Annotated in this window: 23 protein-coding genes; 3 read left to right on the top strand and 20 right to left on the bottom strand. The window is 31.3% G+C overall.

Features of this window, described 5'->3' with window-relative positions:
• Positions 1–143: 143 nt before the first annotated feature.
• The 9 genes from B5S50_RS18000 to dprA form a co-directional block, all read right to left on the bottom strand.
• The gene (locus B5S50_RS18000) at positions 144–941 is read right to left on the bottom strand and encodes a phosphatidate cytidylyltransferase (RefSeq protein ID WP_065077433.1); all 798 of its coding nucleotides are present in this window, start codon (positions 939–941) and stop codon (positions 144–146) included.
• A 70-nt stretch (positions 942–1011) separates the two neighbouring features.
• Positions 1012–1779 carry an isoprenyl transferase gene (locus B5S50_RS17995; RefSeq protein ID WP_065077434.1) on the bottom strand — a complete coding sequence of 256 codons (768 nt, stop codon included), beginning with the start codon at positions 1777–1779 and terminating at the stop codon, positions 1012–1014.
• Between the two features lie 116 nt (positions 1780–1895).
• Entirely contained in the window at positions 1896–2453 is a 558-nt protein-coding gene (gene frr / locus B5S50_RS17990) for a ribosome recycling factor (protein WP_065077435.1), read from the bottom strand.
• A 20-nt stretch (positions 2454–2473) separates the two neighbouring features.
• A complete protein-coding gene (pyrH, locus tag B5S50_RS17985; protein ID WP_065077436.1) occupies positions 2474–3187 on the bottom strand; it encodes a UMP kinase in 714 nt (237 codons plus the stop codon).
• A 96-nt stretch (positions 3188–3283) separates the two neighbouring features.
• Entirely contained in the window at positions 3284–4204 is a 921-nt protein-coding gene (gene tsf, locus B5S50_RS17980; protein WP_217302460.1) for a translation elongation factor Ts, read from the bottom strand.
• A gap of 250 nt (positions 4205–4454) precedes the next feature.
• Positions 4455–5162, bottom strand: a complete 708-nt coding sequence (rpsB, locus tag B5S50_RS17975) for a 30S ribosomal protein S2 (protein WP_065077438.1) — start codon at positions 5160–5162, stop codon at positions 4455–4457.
• 347 nt (positions 5163–5509) lie between these two features.
• Positions 5510–6286, bottom strand: a complete 777-nt coding sequence (gene codY, locus B5S50_RS17970) for a GTP-sensing pleiotropic transcriptional regulator CodY (RefSeq protein WP_065077439.1) — start codon at positions 6284–6286, stop codon at positions 5510–5512.
• 316 nt (positions 6287–6602) lie between these two features.
• Positions 6603–8711, bottom strand: coding sequence for a type I DNA topoisomerase (topA, locus tag B5S50_RS17965; RefSeq protein ID WP_065077440.1), 2109 nt, complete (start codon positions 8709–8711; stop codon positions 6603–6605).
• A 112-nt stretch (positions 8712–8823) separates the two neighbouring features.
• Positions 8824–9924 carry a DNA-processing protein DprA gene (gene dprA / locus B5S50_RS17960; RefSeq protein WP_065077441.1) on the bottom strand — a complete coding sequence of 367 codons (1101 nt, stop codon included), beginning with the start codon at positions 9922–9924 and terminating at the stop codon, positions 8824–8826.
• 170 nt (positions 9925–10094) lie between these two features.
• Between dprA and B5S50_RS17955 the strand changes: the two genes are divergently transcribed.
• The 3 genes from B5S50_RS17955 (at position 10095) to B5S50_RS17945 (ending at position 12321) form a co-directional block, all read left to right on the top strand.
• A complete protein-coding gene (locus B5S50_RS17955; RefSeq protein ID WP_065077442.1) occupies positions 10095–11612 on the top strand; it encodes a YifB family Mg chelatase-like AAA ATPase in 1518 nt (505 codons plus the stop codon).
• A 103-nt stretch (positions 11613–11715) separates the two neighbouring features.
• Positions 11716–11916, top strand: a complete 201-nt coding sequence (locus tag B5S50_RS17950; protein WP_065077443.1) for a hypothetical protein — start codon at positions 11716–11718, stop codon at positions 11914–11916.
• A gap of 36 nt (positions 11917–11952) precedes the next feature.
• Positions 11953–12321 (top strand): YraN family protein, encoded by a 369-nt coding sequence (locus tag B5S50_RS17945; protein ID WP_065077444.1) that lies wholly within the window; start codon positions 11953–11955, stop codon positions 12319–12321.
• A 6-nt stretch (positions 12322–12327) separates the two neighbouring features.
• Here B5S50_RS17945 and B5S50_RS17940 read toward each other — a convergent pair whose 3' ends face one another.
• The 11 genes from B5S50_RS17940 to ftsY form a co-directional block, all read right to left on the bottom strand.
• A complete protein-coding gene (locus B5S50_RS17940; RefSeq protein ID WP_065077445.1) occupies positions 12328–13185 on the bottom strand; it encodes a ribonuclease HII in 858 nt (285 codons plus the stop codon).
• A gap of 30 nt (positions 13186–13215) precedes the next feature.
• On the bottom strand, positions 13216–14070 hold the full coding sequence (gene ylqF / locus B5S50_RS17935; RefSeq protein WP_065077446.1) for a ribosome biogenesis GTPase YlqF: 855 nt from the start codon (positions 14068–14070) through the stop codon (positions 13216–13218).
• Between the two features lie 15 nt (positions 14071–14085).
• Positions 14086–14610: a signal peptidase I gene (lepB, locus tag B5S50_RS17930; RefSeq protein WP_065077447.1), complete on the bottom strand. Its 525-nt coding sequence runs from the start codon at positions 14608–14610 to the stop codon at positions 14086–14088.
• A 54-nt stretch (positions 14611–14664) separates the two neighbouring features.
• Positions 14665–15012, bottom strand: coding sequence for a 50S ribosomal protein L19 (gene rplS, locus B5S50_RS17925; RefSeq protein ID WP_065077448.1), 348 nt, complete (start codon positions 15010–15012; stop codon positions 14665–14667).
• A gap of 132 nt (positions 15013–15144) precedes the next feature.
• Complete coding sequence (gene trmD, locus B5S50_RS17920; protein ID WP_065077449.1) at positions 15145–15873, bottom strand: tRNA (guanosine(37)-N1)-methyltransferase TrmD; 729 nt, start codon at positions 15871–15873, stop codon at positions 15145–15147.
• Positions 15864–16352, bottom strand: a complete 489-nt coding sequence (rimM, locus tag B5S50_RS17915; protein ID WP_065077450.1) for a ribosome maturation factor RimM — start codon at positions 16350–16352, stop codon at positions 15864–15866. Before rimM ends, trmD begins: the two co-directional genes overlap by 10 nt.
• Before the next feature lie 124 nt (positions 16353–16476).
• Entirely contained in the window at positions 16477–16704 is a 228-nt protein-coding gene (locus tag B5S50_RS17910) for a KH domain-containing protein (protein WP_013237955.1), read from the bottom strand.
• A gap of 18 nt (positions 16705–16722) precedes the next feature.
• Positions 16723–16980: a 30S ribosomal protein S16 gene (gene rpsP, locus B5S50_RS17905; RefSeq protein WP_065077451.1), complete on the bottom strand. Its 258-nt coding sequence runs from the start codon at positions 16978–16980 to the stop codon at positions 16723–16725.
• A gap of 64 nt (positions 16981–17044) precedes the next feature.
• A complete protein-coding gene (gene ffh / locus B5S50_RS17900) occupies positions 17045–18394 on the bottom strand; it encodes a signal recognition particle protein (protein WP_065077452.1) in 1350 nt (449 codons plus the stop codon).
• A 16-nt stretch (positions 18395–18410) separates the two neighbouring features.
• Positions 18411–18746, bottom strand: coding sequence for a putative DNA-binding protein (locus tag B5S50_RS17895; RefSeq protein WP_065077453.1), 336 nt, complete (start codon positions 18744–18746; stop codon positions 18411–18413).
• 124 nt (positions 18747–18870) lie between these two features.
• Complete coding sequence (gene ftsY, locus B5S50_RS17890; protein ID WP_217302459.1) at positions 18871–19782, bottom strand: signal recognition particle-docking protein FtsY; 912 nt, start codon at positions 19780–19782, stop codon at positions 18871–18873.
• Positions 19783–19784: the final 2 nt, after the last annotated feature.

Genomic DNA, 19784 nt, shown 5'->3' with positions numbered 1-19784 from the left:
TAGCTAAAAATCATCCTTCACTATTAACTTTTAATTATTAATTCTTAACTTGTTAAGATTTGGGTTCTAATTTTAGTAACTCCTTCTCCTTTCAGTGGAATGAGTAAGCGATTCACTCCAAATCAAAGATTTGGGTTCTCTGCTTAAATTACAGCTACAAAGGTTAAATAGTAATAAACTATAACTCCTGAAAAAAGTATGCTGTCAAATCTATCTAATATCCCACCATGACCTGGTATGAGATTGCTATAATCCTTTACTCCCACATATCTCTTTATAGAAGAAGCTGCTAGATCCCCGAACTGACAAAATGCTCCACAAATTATTCCCATTACTATATAATGATAAAATGATATGGGAACACCCCTTTGAATTGAAAAAAATCCAAAGATTCCACAAGCCACTGCACTACCAATTATTCCACCTATAGAACCTTCAATAGTCTTTTTAGGACTAACCTTAGGGCATAATTTTCTCTTACCTAAAAATTTCCCCGTATAATAAGCTGCTGTATCACAGCACCAGGAAGATATAACTATAATCCACACTAAATAGTTACCATAACTACTGCTATTTACTAAAACTATAGTGCTAAAAAATACTGCCACATACAGAAAACCAAATAGCGTAGTTGCTACATCTAAAAAATTATATTCCACATCTAAAACTGGAATACAAAGCGTCATAAAAATTGACACTATAATAGCAAAAAATACAAATTTATAATTTACCTCTACTCTTAAGGTTACATAGTAGGATATACAAAGCAGATATCCTACTATATTTATAGAATTTATATTTTTTTGTTTTATTACTTTATAAAATTCATACATTCCCATAAGTGAAATGATCATAATCCCATATTTTAAATAAATTCCACCTAAGAATAATATTAAAATAAATGGTATGAGTGCAAATGCTCCCAAATATCTATTATTCAAAGCTCCACCTCCATAGAATAAAGTATCCATGGGGATTTTAAGTAAACTAACTTACATCCCCAATATACAGTTATTTTAATCCTCCAAATCTTCTATCTCTATTTTGATAATCAGAAATAGCTTTATAAAGATGTTCTTTTTTAAAATCAGGCCACTTTATGTTGGAAGTCCAAAATTCAGAGTATGCACACTGCCACAATAGAAAATTGCTTAAACGCTGTTCCCCACTTGGCCTTATTATAATATCAGGATCTGGCATACCTCTAGTATACAAATACTTTGATATAGTGTCCTCATTTATATCTTCTTCTTTTATTTTTTTAGATTTTATATCTTCATACATAAGTTTAAAAGCCCTTACAATTTCATTTCTTCCACCATAATTTACCGCCAAATTTAGAACAAGTCCGGTATTAGTTTTAGTTTTCTTATGAGATATGATTAATTGCTCTTGACAAGGCACAGGCAGCTTACTTATATCTCCAATATAGTTTATAATAACATTATTTTCATTTAACTCATTTAATTCCTTTTTTAAATATTGAACTAAAAGTTTCATAAGAGCACTTACTTCATCCTTAGGTCTTTTCCAATTTTCTGTAGAAAAAACATATAGCGTTAAATATTTTACATTTAACTTACTGCACTCTTTTACAATCTCTCTTACAGCTTCTACTCCTGCTTTATGTCCCATAGCTCTAGGCAAGTTTCTTTCTTTAGCCCATCTACCATTTCCATCCATTATAATAGCTATATGTTTTGGAACATTGTTTAAATCAATATGTACTTCTTTATCATCTTGGTCTTTGTTTTTATTTAAGCCAAAAAATTTTACCATAGTACACCTCATTTCTTACAATACAAAGTTTTAGTGAAACCATATTTAACAAAAACCTGCGGATTTGCGCAGGTTTTAAAAATCTAAATATATTTTTGATACAATAACTGCTTGCTTTATAATGACATAATTTCATTTTCTTTCTTTCTAATTATTTCATCTATCTTTTTTATAAAATCATCAGTTTTTTTCTGAACATCTGCCTCAGCCTTTTTTATTTCATCTTCAGAAATATCATTTTCTTTTTTAAGAGCTTTAATATTATCATTACACTCTCTTCTTATTGCTCTTACAGCAACCTTTGAATCTTCCCCTGCTTTCTTTACATTCTTTACTATATCTTTTCTAGTTTCTTCTGTAAGTTCAGGTATAACCAATCTGATAACTTCTCCGTCATTAGATGGATTTATACCTAGGTCAGATTTCAATATTGCCTTTTCTATTGCCTTTAAGGCCGTTTTATCCCAAGGTTGTATACAAAGTACCCTTGGTTCTGGAATAGATATGTTTCCCAATTGATTTATAGGAGTCATTGAGCCATAGTATTCTGCCTCTATTCTATCAAGAAGTGCTGCACTAGCCCTCCCTGCTTTCATAGAAGCTAATTCACTTTTTAAAGCATCTATGGTCTTACCCATTTTTCCATCTGCTTTATTTAAAGTATCCTTGATCATAAGAAAATACCTCCTCATTTTTATTCTTTACAAACAAGTGTACCAATTTTTTCTCCAAGAACAATCTTTTTTATGTTTTCTGGATTATCTAATCCAAATACTAATATAGGTATATCATTATCCATACAAAGTGATGTAGCTGTAGAATCCATAACTTGAAGTCCTTTATCCAATACTTGAATATAAGTTAACTTATCAAATTTTTGAGCATCTTTATACTTATGAGGGTCTTTGTCATATACACCATCTACTTTTTTAGCCAAAAGTATAACATCTGCCTCTATTTCTGCTGCCCTAAGAGCTGCAGTTGTATCTGTTGAAAAATACGGATTTCCAGTGCCCGCCGCAAATATAACCACTCTATTTTTTTCTAAATGCCGCATTGCCCTTCTTCTTATAAATGGTTCTGCTACTTCTCTCATCTCGATAGCTGTCTGAACCCTAGTATTTACGCCTAAATTTTCCAGTGAATCCTGAAGTGCCAGAGCATTTATACATGTAGCAAGCATTCCCATATAATCTGCAGTGGTTCTGTCCATACCTTCTCCGCTTCTTCCTCTCCAGATATTGCCGCCACCTACAACTACTCCTACTGATATTCCCATAGATGTGAGTTCTTTTATTTCAATTGCTATACTTTTTGCTACATCAAAATCCAGCCCATATCCTTTTTCTCCTGCCAAAGCTTCCCCTGAAAGTTTAAGCATTACCCTTTTGTATTTAAGATTACCCATTTATATTATACCTCCAAATTATGATAAAATGAAATATAAAACTTAAAAAGTTCATACCCCAAAAAAAGAGAACACGGCGTGTTCTCTTTTCAGTTACTATTTACCTTCCATCTGCTTACGAACCTCTTCGGCAAAGTTTTCTTCTTTCTTCTCTATTCCTTCACCTTTTTCAAATCTAACAAAATCAGAAATCTTTATTTCAGCTCCAACTTCCTTTGATTTATCCTTAAGGTATTTATCGATAGTAAAGTCTGAATCCTTAACCCATACTTGATTTACTAAGCAGTTTTCTTTATAATATTTTTGAACTTTTCCCATAACTATCTTATCAACGATTTTTTCTGGTTTTCCTTCATTTAAAGCTTGAACTTTATATATTTCCTTTTCTTTTTCTAAAGCATCACTATCAACTGTATTCTTATCTAAGAATAGTGGATTAGCAGCAGCTACCTGCATAGCTACATCTTTTGCCACTTCCTTTAGAACAGGACTCTCATTTTCACATTCAAGTTTAACCAAAACTCCTATTCTTCCGCCACCATGAATATAGCTTTCGATTAAACCCTTTGAAACAGAAAACTTCTTAAATCTTCTAAGCGTCATATTTTCACCTAATTTTGCAATTAAGTCTACTAATGCATCTTTTACAGTCTTAGTATCATCTGCTATATATTTTTCTTTTTCTAATTCTTCTACAGTAGTTGCACTTGTTAAAGCTGTCTGTTTTGCTATATTATCTGCAAAACCTACAAAATCTTCATTTACAGATACAAAATCTGTTTCACAGTTTACTTCTACTATTGAAGCAATTTTTCCATCCTCTGAAATATATGTTTTAACTAATCCTTCAGAAGCTACTCTGCTAGATTTTTTAGCTGCAGCTGATAGACCCTTTTCCCTTAATATTTCAATGGCTTTTTCAGTATCACCATTTGCTTCATTTAAAGCTTTTTTGCAGTTCATCATTCCTGCTCCGGTTCTTTCTCTAAGTTCTTTTACCATCTGTGCAGTTATCATAATTATATTCCGTCATCTAAAAGCTATAGATTATTCAAAAATACAATAAAACCTTATAGCTTACTTCTCTGCTCACAGTGTCTGAAGCTTTGTCTTCTTTTGGTCTGACACTCCCAGAGCGTAAATTCGGATGCATTACACCCTACTTATATGGCAATCATAATTTTTAAGCAATTGCCAATCAACGGTTTTTCAGCTCCTCTCCTACTTGTATTCGACCTATATATAAACATTCTCTAATTTTCATATATTATTCTTCTTCAGCTAATTGTTCTCCCTGTCTTCCTTCCATTACTGCATCTGCAACTTTAGACGTAATTAATTTTACAGCTCTTATTGCATCGTCATTTCCAGGTATAACATAATCTATTTCATCAGGATCACAATTTGTATCAACTATAGCTACTACTGGAATGCCTAAAATTTTAGCTTCAGATATAGCATTCTTTTCTTTTCTTGGATCAACAATGAAAAGTGCTCCTACATTTTCAGCATTCATTGTCTTTATTCCACCTAAATTTTTCTCTAACTTTTCTTTTTCATTATTTAACTTTATAACTTCTTTTTTAGGAAGAACTTCAAATGTTCCATCTTCTTCCATCTTCTCTAATTCTTCTAATTTAGCTATCCTTGTCTTTATAGTTGCAAAGTTTGTAAGCATACCTCCAAGCCATCTGTTGTTTACATAATGCATATTGCTTCTTTTTGCTTCTTCTCTAATAGCTTCCTGAGCTTGCTTTTTAGTTCCAATAAATAATATATCTTTTCCTTCTGCTGCAACTTCCCTTATAAAATTATAAGCTTCTTCTACTTTTTTTACTGTTTTCTGCAAATCTATTATATAGATTCCATTTCTCTCTGTAAAAATATAAGGAGCCATTTTAGGGTTCCATCTTCTTGTTTGATGTCCAAAATGAACACCTGCTTCTAATAATTGTTTCATTGAAATAACTGACATTAATTTTTCCCTCCTAGGTTTTTCCTCCATCATCTTCATATTCACAAAATACCTTTTGGCACCTTTTTGTGAATTAGATAATGTGTGTATTAATTACCTTATGTAGTATACCACAAGGCTTAAATGTATTCAATAAAAAATTAGTATTTTTTATTTTATCCGATCGCTACCATTGCCAACCCCCCATCGCACACAGCGAAAGCGACTATCACCAAATCAAAAATTTGGGATATCTGCTTTTCTTCAAAGTGGTGGGATAAGCACTGCTACGCGCCTGGATAAGTTCTTCTAATGTTCAGATGGAGAAAAGGTATTCCTTATAAGCAAATTCCACCTGAACCTAAGAATCACTTGATCTTCTTCAACTCATCCATTAATTTTTCATTTAATATCTTAATATGAGTTCCCTTCATTCCAAGTGACCTAGATTCTATAACTCCTGCACTTTCAAATTTTCTAAGTGCATTTACAATAACAGACCTAGTTATTCCCACTTTGTCAGCTATTTTTGATGCTACAAGTAATCCTTCATTTCCATCTAACTCACTAAATATATGTTCCACTGCTTCTAATTCTGAGTACGACAAAGTTCCAATAGCTAATTGAACTACTGCTTTTTTCCTAGCTTCCTCTTCTATTTCTTCATTTTTAGATCTTAATATCTCAAGTCCAATTATAGTTGCACTATATTCCCCTAATACTAAATCATCATCTGTAAATTTTTCTCCAAAACTTGCCAATAATAAGGTTCCTAATCTTTCTCTATTACCTACTATAGGAACTATAGTTGTAAGCTTATTATCTATATCACAGGAAGTTCCATCTTCAAAAACACAAATCCCATTATTACTTAAATTGGCCAAAGTCTCATGTACATTTAAAAGCTTATTGTTATACTGCTCAGGAAATTTCATTTCATTTATTACTTTCTCCTTAACCATATAACATTCAAAACCATCTGGGAAATTATATCCTAATATTTTCCCTCTCCTGCTTATAATGTAAACGTTACATTCCAAAACTTCACTTAACAATTTACATATATCTTCAAAAGCTACTGGTTCTGTTCCTGATTTCTGTAATATCTTGTTTAATTTTCTTGTTTTGTCTAATAGTGTTGACATTTATAACCCTCCTTGTTACCGCTGCATTATCTCTTACACATAAACATTGCATATACATTCCTACCTATTAATAAAAAAGATATATCTTTTGCAAATATCCGTATAAAAAATTTTCTTTAATTACATTATTAATAATTTAGACTTTTTGAAATATTTAGAATTATTCTTTATCCACTAATTATGATAACATAATAATGATTCTAATTCAATATAATCATTTTAATTCGACTAGATTTTACCTTTATCTACACTCGAAGATTATACTTTTAACTAGTTTTTATTTTAAATGTTTATTAAAATGTAAAATATATAACTTTTACTTAGCTGTTTTTTCATCTCCATCTTCCACAGCTTTATATTCTCTGTGTTTACATTCTGAATTGGAACATTCCAAATAATTTCCTTTGGATTTATTGTACTTTTTTACCATATAATTTCCACATTCTTTACACTTTTCGTTTGTAGGTTCAAACCAACTTACAAAATCGCAGTCAGGGTAATTACTGCACCCATAAAATTTTCTGCCCTTTCTACTTCTTTTTACCAAAACTTTTCCCTGACATTTAGGACATTCTACATCCAACTCTTCCACTATTGGTTTTGTATTCTTACATTCCGGATATCCTGGGCATGCCAGAAAATCTCCAAATCTTCCATGCTTTATAACCATATTTCTACCACATTTATCGCACTTTATATCTGTAACCTTATCCTCTATAGTAATTCTAGCAACTTCCTTTTCTGCTATCTCAATGGATTTTTTTAAAGGTTCATAAAATTCACCTACTACTTTTCTCCAATCATCTTTTCCTTCTTCAACACTATCCAACTTAGACTCCATTGCAGCAGTAAATTCCACATCTACTACCTGCTTAAAATACTGACTTACTATATTATTAACTATATCTCCTAATTCAGTTGGAATTAAAGTTTTCTTCTCCCTCTGTATATATTTTCTATCCAAAAGAGTTGATAAAATTGGAGCATAAGTGCTAGGCCTGCCTATTCCATTTTCTTCTAAGGTTTTTACAAGAGATGCCTCAGAAAATCTAGCTGGAGGTTGTGTAAAATGCTGTTTTCCATCTATAGACTTTCTTAATAATTTCTCTCCTTCTTCAAGCTTAGGGAGGGATATATCGGATTTTTCTTCTTCTGTGGCATATTTGTAGACTTTCATAAATCCGTCAAATTTTATTCGTGATCCACTGACTTTTAATCCATAATTGTTATTCACTATGTCTATAGATTTAACATCGATCTGGCAAGATGACATTTGGCTTGCTACAAATCTATTCCATATTAAATTATAAAGTTTATACTGTTCTGGTTTTAAATTTTCCTTTGCCATTTCAGGTGTTATTTCTACATTAGTAGGTCTTATAGCTTCATGTGCATCCTGTATATTTTTTTTACTTTTAAAGTTTCTAGGCTTTTCTTCAATATACTCCCTTCCAAATTTATTTGCTACAAAATCTCTACAAGCTTCCTGAGCTTCTTGTGCTATTCTAACTGAATCAGTTCTCATATATGTGATAAGACCTATAGTTCCATACCCTTTTATGTCCACTCCTTCATATATCTGTTGGGCTATGGACATAGTTCGTTTAGTAGAAAAGTTTAATTTTTTATAGGCATCTTGCTGTAATGTACTTGTAGTAAATGGAGGAAGAGGAGTCCTATTTTTATTAGTATTTTTTATTGATTTTACAATAAATTGTCCTTCTTTTAACTCTTCTATAATTTTATCCACTTCATCTTTACTACCAATTTCAATTTTTTTCTTATTAAATGTAGTAAGCTTTACATTAAAACATTTACTCTCATTTTCTTTATTGAGCTCACATTCTATAGTCCAGTATTCTTGTGGCACAAAATCTACTATTTTCTTTTCTCTCTCACATATCATTTTGAGAGCCACTGATTGTACTCTTCCTGCACTTAGACCCCATTTAATTTTTCTCCAAAGTATAGGGCTTATCTTGTATCCAACTAACCTGTCAAGTACTCTCCTAGCCTGCTGTGCATTAACTAAATTTATATTTATTAATCTAGCAGATTTTATTGAACTTTTTACAGCATTTTTTGTAATTTCGTGAAATTCTATTCTACATTTTTCATTTTCATCTAATTTTAACGCATGAGATAGATGCCAGGAAATAGCTTCTCCTTCTCTATCAGGGTCAGTAGCCAAATAGACTTTTTCACTTTTTTTTGCTTCTTTTCTCAGCTTATCTAAAAGCTCACCTTTTCCTCTTATAGTTATATATTTAGGAGTATATTCATTATCTATATCAACTCCTAGTTGACTTTTGGGAAGATCCCTAACATGGCCCATTGAAGCCTTGACTACATAATTTTTACCTAAATATTTTCCTATGGTTTTAGCCTTTGCTGGTGATTCAACTATAACTAATTTTTGTCCCATTTATATATACTCTGGTATATTTAATCTCACCCCAGAGTGTACACCCCCCTTAGATTTTAGCCATCATATTTAAACCCTTGACTAAATATTATTTTTAATTAAATTATATGTACTATCTTGTAATACTCTCGCTGCCTTCAGCTTTTACATAATAATTACCTGCAAGACACATTATTTCACCTTTTAACTGCAATTCAAATAATAACTCATATAATCGTTTTATGTCAACATTAGTTGTTCTACTTATTTCATCTATATGCATGGGAATATGTCCTATTACATTACATATTTTTTCTTCTTTACAGCTTAATTTATTCTTTTTTTCACAGGTTTTATTAATATACTCTACAGGTAGTATATCAAATAAGTCCTCTAAACATGTAAATACATAAGCTCCATCTTTTATAAGTTTATTCGTTCCTCTACTCTTAGGAGAAAATATAGATCCTGGTACTGCCATAACATCTTTGCCCTGTTCCAAAGCACAGCTTGCTGTTATTAGTGTTCCGCTTTTATCCCCTGCTTCAATTACAATTACCACATCACTCAATCCACTTATAATTCTATTCCTGAGTGGAAAATTATAAGGATAAGGTTTTGTCTTAGGAACGAACTCTGACAGCACACATCCTCCCTTCAGAATACTTTCATACAATTTTCTATTTTGTCTGGGATATATAACATCTACCCCCGATCCAAGCACAGCACAGGTATATCCATTTTTTTCAACAGCTGCACTCTGTGCATAACTATCAACTCCTCTTGCCATACCACTTATTATACTTATATTATTTACAGCAACTTCCCTACTTATTAATGTAGCTAAATTTTTACCATACAAGCTACAATCCCTAGCACCTACAATAGACACACTAAAATTATCGTTGAGTTTTTTTATATTCCCTTTATAAAATAGAACTGCTGGAGAATCTTCATAATTTTTTAATCTCGCAGGATATACTTTATCACAAAAGTTTATAGCATTAATTCCATTTGTACTGCAGTATTGCAGCATATTCTGCAATTCATAGCCATTCCAAGCCTTTTTAAATTCATCGTATATTTTAGGATAACTTTTGCGTAAAAATGTAAAACCATCGTTGTAAATACTGTGAACATATACTTCTCTTGTACTTTTAAATTTTTTTAAGATAGAAATTTTCAACTTATTTGATATTTTAACACAAGCAAACCACAAATCATATATATTCATATATTATTCACATCCCATATCTATAATTATGTAAAAATTATGCTCATAATCCATACATTTTATTCAAATCAAAATTAGTATTAGCTTCATAATTTGATTTATTCTCACCTATATTTAAAAGTTTAAAATACAAATTTATTGTCAAGAATTAAGTAGAGGTGATAATAATTATGGCAGTTAAACTGAATACAGCTTCATTTTTAGGTGTAGAAGGAAATATAGTATCCGTAGAAGTAGATATAGAAAGAGGGCTTCCCTGCTTTAATATAGTAGGCCTTGCGGATACTTCTGTAAAAGAATCTAAAGAGAGAGTTAAAGCTTCTATCATAAATTCAGGTTTTGAATTTCCTGTAAAAAAAATAATAGTAAACTTAGCTCCTGCTGATATGCGAAAAGTTGGATCTTTATTTGACTTACCTATAGCCCTTGGTATATTAATGGCCACAAATCAAATAAATTTTGCTGATTGCAGAAACTTTTTAATTATGGGTGAATTGTCTTTATCTGGAGAACTTAACAAGGTAAGAGGTGTCCTTCCTATAACAATAGAAGGTATGAAAAACAACATTAAGAATTTTATAGTTCCTATAGGAAATGCAGAAGAATGCTCTGCCATAAATAAAATTAATTGCTATGCATTCAATAATTTAAAGGAAGTTGTATATTTTATAAAATATAGAGATTTGGTACCATTTAGCCATAAAACAATAAATATTGAAAGTAAAAATGCATTAGATTTCTCAGATATATTAGGACAAGAAAGCTGTAAAAGGGCTTTGGAAGTTGCTGCTGCGGGAAATCATAATATACTAATGATAGGTCCTCCAGGATCTGGTAAGACTATGATGGCAAAGAGGATTCCAACTATACTACCAAATCTGAGTTATGAGGATGCCCTAGAAGTAACTAAAATATATAGTGTAACTGGAAGTTTAAACAAAAATGAAGGTCTAATAACAAAGCCTCCCTTTAGAAATCCACACCATACAAGTACAACCGCTTCTCTAATAGGAGGTGGAAAAAATTTAATGCCTGGTGAAATATCTTTAGCCCATAATGGAGTGCTTTTTTTAGATGAAATTTTGGAATTTAGGAAAAATGTCCTTGAAACTTTAAGGCAGCCTTTAGAAGAAAAAAAGATAACTATAAATAGAGCATATGGTAGGGTAACTTTTCCCTGTAATTTTATGACTGTATTAGCCACTAATCCATGTCCCTGTGGAAATTTTGCCTCTAAAAAAGAGTGCAATTGTACTGAATTTCAAAGGAAAAGATATATATCAAAACTATCTGGCCCTATTCTAGATAGAATAGATTTATTTACTTTCGTAAATTCACTAGACTTCAAAGATATTGAAAACTACTCCAGAGGTGAACCTTCTAAAAATATAAAAAGCCGAGTAGAAAAGGCAAGAAAAATTCAAAAACAAAGATTTAAAAATGAAGGAATACACTACAATTCAGAAATGAGCAGCAAATTAATAAGAAAATACTGCTATCTAGATGAACGATCTCTGTTACTTATAAAATCAATTTATGTTAAGTACAACTTAACAACCAGAGCTTATAGCAGAATATTAAAAGTAGCCAGAACTATAGCTGATTTAAACAATAGCAAAAAAATACAAGAACCTCATCTAATAGAAGCTCTTCACTATAGAAAATTTTTAGATGAGAAATTTTTGTAATTTCCATAAAATTCCTGTAAAAGCTTTATTTTAAGTTTTAAAAATTGTATAATAGAATTAAGTTATTTTTTTACATAAAATCAATTTAATAGGAGTGATATGTATGTACTTTTTACTTGTTATACTTGGTATGTTTTTCAGTTTCATATTATTTTTTACTGGAATACAAAACAAAAATTCTGATACCATAAGTATTGGAAGCGTACTTTCTATATTCTTTTTATTGATTTTCATAAATATATATATACCTGATGTTGTACATAGTTTAAAAACAGGCTTAATAAGTATATCTAGCCTATGGTAATCGTATTCATAATTTGAAAAATAAAAGGAGATTTTTATGCATTCTTTTAATAAAGATATAGGTTCTCTAGGGGAGGATATAGCTGAAATTTACCTCAAACAAATTGGATATACTCTGCTAGAAAGAAATTTTCATTGTAAACTTGGTGAAATAGATATAATAGGAAAAGACGGCAATTATATTTGCTTTATAGAAGTGAAAACACGCTGTAATACTCTATATGGCAGTCCTGGTGAAGCCGTAAATTACACCAAACGTATGAGAATATGCAATACCGCTAAAATGTATATAACCCAAAAAAAGCTATTTAGATTCAATTTTAGGTTTGATGTAATAGAAGTTATGGTTAACCCTCATGACGGCATTTCATCTATAAGGCTAATTAAAGATGCCTTTGAAATATGAATTTATCTACAATATGTTTTTTAAAAAACTTACTCTATGTATTTTACAAATTCCATATTTTTTTATAGATTCTATATGATCTTTAGTTCCATATCCAGAATTTTGCTCAAACTTATAATTTGTATACAGATGAGAGTATTCTTCCATGAGACTATCCCTGTATACCTTGGCAATAATTGAAGCTGCAGCTATACTGGCACTCTTTGCATCACCTTTTATTACAAACTCATTATTGGTGGACAAGTTTTTTACCGCATATCCATCAGATAATGCCATAGCTACAGGTAATTTGAGGCCTTCTACTGCTCTTTTTAACACTTCATTATTACACCATGATATTCCCCTCTTATCTATTTCAATATTGTTTATAACTGCAATATTATAAGCAAGAGCCCTTTCTTTTATAGCTTTTGCAAGCTCGCATCTACGTTTTGGCGTAAGCTTTTTAGAATCCTTTATGCCTAAAATCAATTCTCTATCTTCACTATAATTCAAATTGAGTATCACTGCCCCAGCAGCTATTGGACCTGCCAAAGGTCCTCTTCCAACTTCATCTACACCAGCTGTATATATATGATTTCCAAAAGACTTATCAAATTCATACATTTTTCTTACCCTGGAAATCTCTAAATTTTTATTTAAAATAAATTTGTAAAAGCTTGAAGACAACGACCTCACATTTTTTCTTTTGTCTAACTTTAAATTTCCTATAACTTTTTTGATTTCATCTTGATTTAAGTCAAAATAGCCTTCTTCTAAATTTTTTATTGCATACTTTATTTTGTCAAATTTAAAATTTTCTAATTCATTCCACGAAAAATTTTCTTTATTTATATCAAAATCTACACTTTCGCTATCTTCCATTGCTTAAAATACACCTTTCAGAAGTTTAATTCAATTAAAATCTAATGGATCTTCAAGAGAGATAGGTCCTAGCTTTCCTCCTCTAAATTCATCCAAAATTATAACAGAAACTCTATTGTAATCTATTTTTCCTCCAGATACTATAGCTCCTCTTTTTCTTGCTATATTATCCATATTTACTAAAGGATCTTCACTTAGTTCAGATAACTTATATCTATCCATTAGCCTTTTAGGATATCTTTCACATAAGTCCTTCAAAAGGCTTAATGCAAGTTCCTCAATATCCATGATTTCATCCTTTATGGCTCCCGTAAAGGCTAAATGGAGCTGGGTTTCCTGGCTTTCCAGCTTAGGCCACAATATTCCAGGTGTGTCCATTAGTTCTATTCCAATCTTAGTTTTAATCCACTGCTTGCTTCTTGTGACTCCCGGCTTATCTCCTGTTTTTGCTATGCTATTTTTAGCCATTTTGTTTATAAATGAAGATTTACCTACATTAGGTATACCTACTACCATTACCCTATCAGTTATACCTGAAATGCCCTTATTTTTCATTCTATCATGCTTTTCTTTTAAGAGTTCATTTAATAATGGTTTTATACCTTTAATACCCTGTCCTGTATTTGAATTTACAGCAAGAGCCTTGATGTTTTTATTTGATAAATATTTAATCCACTTTTTGGTTACACTATCCTCACTTAGATCATTCTTATTTAGAAGTATTATTCTAGGTTTTGATCCACAAATATCATCTACCTCTGGATTTTTGCTTGACCTTATTATCCTAGCATCTCTCATCTCTATAACTGCATCTACCAACTTAAGATTTTGTTTCATCTCTCTTTTTGTCTTGGCCATATGACCTGGGAACCAATTTATATCCATATAATTTCTTCCTTTCTACTTATTGACTGACTTCAACGTTCCAAATCTGTTAAATGGATATATTCTAAAAGCAGCTCTTCCCACTACTAGTTTATAGCTTACAAAGCCTACATCAGAAAATCTACTATCCCTGCTGTTATTTCTATTATCTCCAAGTACGAATATCGTATCTTTAGGTACAGTAACTTCATTAAAGTCTCCTGTAACCATAGGTTCTAATATATAAGGTTCATCTTTAGCCACATCATTTATATAAAGTTTTCCATTTTCAATCTTAACTTTGTCTCCACCTACTGCAACTACTCTTTTAATAAACTTTTCTTTAGGATTTGCAGGGTACTTTATTACAACTATATCACCAGGCTTTGGAGCCCTAAAATAATAGCTAACTTTTTCTACAATTAATCTATCCTTATTATTTAAAGTTGGATCCATAGAATGCCCATCTACACTTACTGTTTCAAATACAAAAGTTATAATTAAAAATGCTGCTATTATAGCTACTAGTATGGATTTACCTAGATCTAGCAATTCCTTCATAAAAACTTTTCGCCACCTTAAATACAAAAAAAGGACTTATAAAGCCCCCTTTTCTTATTTTAATATCTCTTTAACTTTAGCTGCTTTACCTACTCTATCTCTTAAATAGTATAATTTAGCTCTTCTAACTTTACCTCTTCTAATTACATCTATCTTATCTATTATAGGAGCATTTACTGGAAAAGTTCTTTCAACACCGACACCATAAGCAACTCTTCTAACAGTAAAGGTTTCTCTTATTCCACCGTTTTGTCTTTTTAAAACTACACCTTCGAAAACCTGTACTCTTTCTCTATTTCCTTCCTTAATCTTTACATGAACTTTTACTGTATCACCTACATTGAATTTTGGAAGATCTGTTCTTATCTGTTCGCTTTCTATTTGTTTTATTATATCTAACACTGTGCATTACCTCCTAATAATTATTCAACGTTCTTATCCAGCTTATAGCAAATAGAGGAACGTCTGTATAGCACACAAAATACATTCTAGCATATTTGCATATCAAATTCAATATATAATTAAAAATTTACATTATATGTTTTTTTCATATAAATCCATGAATTTTTTGTCTTCTGTGGATAATTTAAGTTTTTCAAATAAATCTGGCCTCCTATTTTTAGTTATTACAAGCGATTTCATTCGTCTCCATTTTTTTATATTCTCATGGTGGCCAGATAAAAGAACCTCTGGTACGTTATCACCCTCAAAACATTCCGGTCTAGTATACTGTGGATATTCTAGTGATCCATTATAAAAAGATTCTTCCATATAACTTTCACTTTTAGCAAGTACACCAGGAATCATTCTACATATACTATCTACAATTGGGATACATGCCATTTCTCCGCCAGTTATTACGAAATCTCCTATAGATATTTCAGTGTCTACATATTTATAAACTCTTTCATCTATTCCCTCGTAATGTCCGCATAGAAATATCATTTCACTCTCTTTTGAAAGTTCTTTAGCCATAGACTGGTTAAAAGTTTTTCCTCTAGGTCCTAGATAAATCACTTTTCCATCATTTTGACATTTAACTTTTCTTATACAATCTACAATTGGCTGGGCAGCCATTACCATTCCTGCCCCTCCACCATAGGGATAATCATCTACTTTTCTATGCTTATCCCTAGTAAATTCTCTTATATCAAAAGTATTTATTTGTAAAATATCTTTACTAATTGCTCTTCCAATTATACTATAGTTAAATATGTCAAACATTTCAGGAAAAAGTGTCAATATATCTATTTTTACATCCATGTTTTCACCGGCTTTATAACTATCTTTTCTTTTTCTACATCTATACTAACTACAACATTTTCTATAGCAGGAATTAAAAGTTCATTTTCTCCCTTTATCCAGTAAACATCATTACTATGGGTATGAATCACATCTCCAACCTTGCCATAAAAAGTTCCATCCTCATCCACTACACTGCATCCTACTATATCTGTAATAAAATATGTTCCTTCTTCCAATTTAACTGCATCATTTCGTGGAATTTCTATATATCTTTGTTTATAAGCCATAGCTTCTTCTATAGAATCTATACCCTCAATTTTAAGTATAACCTTATTTGACTGGAGTTTACATTCTACTATATTTTTTAGTGTACCATCTATATATGCAGATTTTAATTTTCTAAATCTTTCAATATCATCAGTTAAAGGATATACCTTTAACTCTCCCTTTATTCCATGAGTATTTATTATCTGTCCTACAGTTATAAAATCTTTCATAGAACAATATCCCGAATATCAAAAATTAAGGTTTTAAGCTTAATTTCTAAAAGAGGATAATTTCACTCCCTTCGCCTAATTTTAAAATTATATATATAAATATAAGAGTTAGAATATCTAACTCTTATATTATCTCTACAACAACTCTTTTATTCTCTTTTATAGCCGCTGCTTTTACAACAGTTCTTATAGCCTTGGCTATTCTTCCCTGTTTTCCTATTACCTTTCCCATATCATCTGGTGCAACTTTTAATTCAAGAATTATAGATTGCTCACCTGCAATTTCATTTACTTGAACCATATCTGGGTTATCCACTAATGACTTAGCAATAATTTCCACTAACTCTTTCACTCAATACACCCCCAGTTACTACTTATCAAGTTTATCTTTTAGCCCAGCTTTATCGAAAAGCTTTTTTATAACATCAGTTGGTTGAGCACCATTTTTTATCCATTTGACAGCTTTTTCTTCATCAAATTTAACAGTGGTTGGATCAGTTGTAGGATTATAGTATCCTATTTCTTCTATAAATCTTCCATCTCTTGGAGATCTAGAATCTGCTACAACTATTCTATAAAATGGAGCTTTTTTAGCACCCATTCTTCTCAATCTTATCTTTACAGCCATTAATAATCACCTCCTTAAAATATTCAAGCATATGGCTTTCATATCAATGAATCTTACTTCTATTTTAAAAAGGCATTTTTCCAAATAATCCCTTTTTAAATCCTTTTTTCATTCCATTTAGCTGTTTCATAGTCTTCTTAATCTTTTCAAAATCCTTCAGAAGTTTATTTACCATCTGTATAGTAGTACCAGAACCCAATGCTATTCTTTTTTTTCTTGAAGAGGAACCACTTATAATAGAAGGATTTCTTCTTTCCTTTACTGTCATGGAGCTAATTATACACTCGATTTTTGCAAGTTCCTGTTCTCCCTTAGAAAAATCTATTCCCTTCAATTCCTTCATGTTAACTCCTGGTACCATCTCCATAAGTTTACTTATAGGTCCCATTTTTTTAGTCTGCTGCATTATAGCCAGAAAATCTTCAAAGTTAAACTCCTTGTTCAGCATTCTATTTCCTAACTTTTCAGCTTCTTCTTTATCTATAGATTGCTGTGCTTTTTCTATAAGTGAAAGCACATCTCCCATGCCAAGTATTCTCGAGGCCATTCTATCTGGATAGAATACTTGAAGGTCATTCATTTTTTCTCCCATACCTACAAATTTTATAGGTTTATCAGTCATAGATCTTATGGATAATGCTGCTCCACCCCTCGTATCTCCATCTAATTTTGTAAGTATGACCCCACTTATATTTAACTGTTCGTTAAAGCTGGAAGCCACATTAACTGCATCTTGGCCTGTCATTGCATCTACTACAAGCATGATTTCATCAGGGGTTACATTTTCCTTAATTTGCTTCAATTCACCCATAAGCTCTTCATCTATTTGAAGTCTACCTGCTGTATCTATTATAACTACATTTAAATTGTTGTTTTTTGCATATTCCAGAGCCCCTTTACATATATCTACTGCTGTCACCTTATCTCCCATTGAAAATACAGGAACATCTATTTCTTTTCCAACTACTTGAAGTTGTTTTATTGCAGCAGGTCTATATATATCACAAGCTGCTAGAAGGGGTTTTTTATTCTTTTTCCTAAGTTGAAGTGCCAATTTTCCACACATGGTAGTTTTTCCTGCGCCTTGAAGTCCGACAAGCATTATTACAGTCAATCCATTGGAATTATACTCAATTCCACTCTCATTTTTACCCATCAATAATGTAAGTTCTTCATTTACTATTTTTATAACTTGTTGCGCTGGAGTCAAACTTTTTAGTACTTCTTCTCCCATACATTTTTCACTGACACTTTTAATAAAATTTTTCACAACTTTGTAATTAACATCTGCCTCTAAAAGTGCCAATTTCACTTCTCTCATAGCATCTTTTATATCTTTTTCAGAAAGTTTGCCTTTACCTCTAAGCTTTTTTAAAGTTTCCTGAAGTTTAGATGCCAATCCTTCAAAAGCCATGATAACCCTCCTAAATTCAAATATTATCTATTATGTAATTCTTTATTTTACTAAGCATTTCTTTATTTTCACTACAGCATAATGAATCTATAAATTTTAAAAGAGATTGCTTGCTTTTTTTCAGCTTTTCATTCTTCTCTAACAAATGAAGTTTTTCCTCATACTGCAATAAAAGTTTGTGGCATCTCTTTATTATGTCATATACTGCCTGCCTACTAGTACTAGTGTGTTCAGATATTTCTGCTAAAGAAAGATCCTCATTATAGTACAAATCCATCACATCTTGCTGTTTCTCAGTTAAAAGCTTACCATATATATCAAGTAATATGGAAAGCTGTACTCTCTCTTCCATAATACCATCTCAACTTAAATTAATTTATTAGAAGCTGGACTGCCTAAATTAAAAGCTCTTCATCCAACGAAATATATGATATCAAAATTTGTGAGTGGTGTCAAGTATTTTTACTTAACAGATTTTAAAATAATGCCTCTACAAAATCTCTGCTACAAAATTCTTGAAGATCATCTATGCCTTCTCCAACTCCTATTAATTTTACAGGTATATCTAAACTGTGTTTAATAGATATTACAATTCCACCCTTAGCGGTACCATCTAGCTTAGTGAGTATTATGCCATCTATAGGACATACTTCGGTAAATTGTTTTGCCTGCTGTACTGCATTTTGTCCCGTAGTTGCATCTAATACAAGTAAAGTTTGTTTAAATGCCTCCTTATATTCTCTGTCTATTACCCTATTTATCTTACTCAATTCGTCCATTAAGTTTTTCTTGTTATGCAATCTACCTGCAGTATCACATATGAGCACATCAGCTTTTCGTGCTTTTGCTGCCTGAATAGCATCAAATATAACTGCTGCAGGATCAGAACCTTCCTGATGCTTTATTATATCAACACCGGCTCTCCTGCTCCACACCTCTAATTGATCTATAGCTGCTGCCCTAAAAGTATCTGCAGCTGCCATAATTACTTTATTACCACTATCTTTAAGTTTTGAAGACATTTTCCCTATTGAAGTAGTCTTTCCCACGCCATTTACTCCTATTACAAGGACTATTTCAGGAGTTTTTTCAGGTTCAATACTATTTTTTTCATCCCCCAATATGTCTATAATAACTTCCTTTAAGCACTGGTTTATAAGAGAAGGTTCCTTTATTTTTTGATCTTTTATCTTTTCTTTTAATTTATCTATAATATAAGTAGTGGTTTCAACACCTATATCTGCTGTTATAAGTATCTCTTCCAATTCTTCATACAAGTCATCATCTATACTGACAGCACTAGTTAACATGTCACTTATTTTTCCAGTTAAATTATTTTTGGTTTTTTCAAGCCCACTTTTTAATTTATCAAAAAATCCTTTTAGCATGT

Origin of the sequence: Clostridium sp. 001, assembly GCF_019056555.1 — a bacterium.
Taxonomy (GTDB): Bacteria; Bacillota; Clostridia; order Clostridiales; family Clostridiaceae; genus Clostridium_B; species Clostridium_B ragsdalei.
Note: the sequence above shows the minus strand (reverse complement) of the source record. Positions and strands in the feature narration are given on the sequence as shown.

Excerpts from the sequence above, each read along its gene's own strand:
- B5S50_RS17995 (WP_065077434.1), bottom strand. The coding sequence starts at position 1,779 with ATGGTAAAATTTTTTGGCTTAAATAAAAACAAAGACCAAGATGATAAA.
- frr (WP_065077435.1), bottom strand. The coding sequence starts at position 2,453 with ATGATCAAGGATACTTTAAATAAAGCAGATGGAAAAATGGGTAAGACC.
- pyrH (WP_065077436.1), bottom strand. The coding sequence starts at position 3,187 with ATGGGTAATCTTAAATACAAAAGGGTAATGCTTAAACTTTCAGGGGAA.
- tsf (WP_217302460.1), bottom strand. The coding sequence starts at position 4,204 with ATGATAACTGCACAGATGGTAAAAGAACTTAGAGAAAGAACCGGAGCA.
- rpsB (WP_065077438.1), bottom strand. The coding sequence starts at position 5,162 with ATGTCAGTTATTTCAATGAAACAATTATTAGAAGCAGGTGTTCATTTT.
- codY (WP_065077439.1), bottom strand. The coding sequence starts at position 6,286 with ATGTCAACACTATTAGACAAAACAAGAAAATTAAACAAGATATTACAG.
- topA (WP_065077440.1), bottom strand. The coding sequence starts at position 8,711 with ATGGGACAAAAATTAGTTATAGTTGAATCACCAGCAAAGGCTAAAACC.
- dprA (WP_065077441.1), bottom strand. The coding sequence starts at position 9,924 with ATGAATATATATGATTTGTGGTTTGCTTGTGTTAAAATATCAAATAAG.
- B5S50_RS17955 (WP_065077442.1), top strand. The coding sequence starts at position 10,095 with ATGGCAGTTAAACTGAATACAGCTTCATTTTTAGGTGTAGAAGGAAAT.
- B5S50_RS17950 (WP_065077443.1), top strand. The coding sequence starts at position 11,716 with ATGTACTTTTTACTTGTTATACTTGGTATGTTTTTCAGTTTCATATTA.
- B5S50_RS17945 (WP_065077444.1), top strand. The coding sequence starts at position 11,953 with ATGCATTCTTTTAATAAAGATATAGGTTCTCTAGGGGAGGATATAGCT.
- B5S50_RS17940 (WP_065077445.1), bottom strand. The coding sequence starts at position 13,185 with ATGGAAGATAGCGAAAGTGTAGATTTTGATATAAATAAAGAAAATTTT.
- ylqF (WP_065077446.1), bottom strand. The coding sequence starts at position 14,070 with ATGGATATAAATTGGTTCCCAGGTCATATGGCCAAGACAAAAAGAGAG.
- lepB (WP_065077447.1), bottom strand. The coding sequence starts at position 14,610 with ATGAAGGAATTGCTAGATCTAGGTAAATCCATACTAGTAGCTATAATA.
- trmD (WP_065077449.1), bottom strand. The coding sequence starts at position 15,873 with ATGGATGTAAAAATAGATATATTGACACTTTTTCCTGAAATGTTTGAC.
- rimM (WP_065077450.1), bottom strand. The coding sequence starts at position 16,352 with ATGAAAGATTTTATAACTGTAGGACAGATAATAAATACTCATGGAATA.
- rpsP (WP_065077451.1), bottom strand. The coding sequence starts at position 16,980 with ATGGCTGTAAAGATAAGATTGAGAAGAATGGGTGCTAAAAAAGCTCCA.
- ffh (WP_065077452.1), bottom strand. The coding sequence starts at position 18,394 with ATGGCTTTTGAAGGATTGGCATCTAAACTTCAGGAAACTTTAAAAAAG.
- B5S50_RS17895 (WP_065077453.1), bottom strand. The coding sequence starts at position 18,746 with ATGGAAGAGAGAGTACAGCTTTCCATATTACTTGATATATATGGTAAG.
- ftsY (WP_217302459.1), bottom strand. The coding sequence starts at position 19,782 with ATGCTAAAAGGATTTTTTGATAAATTAAAAAGTGGGCTTGAAAAAACC.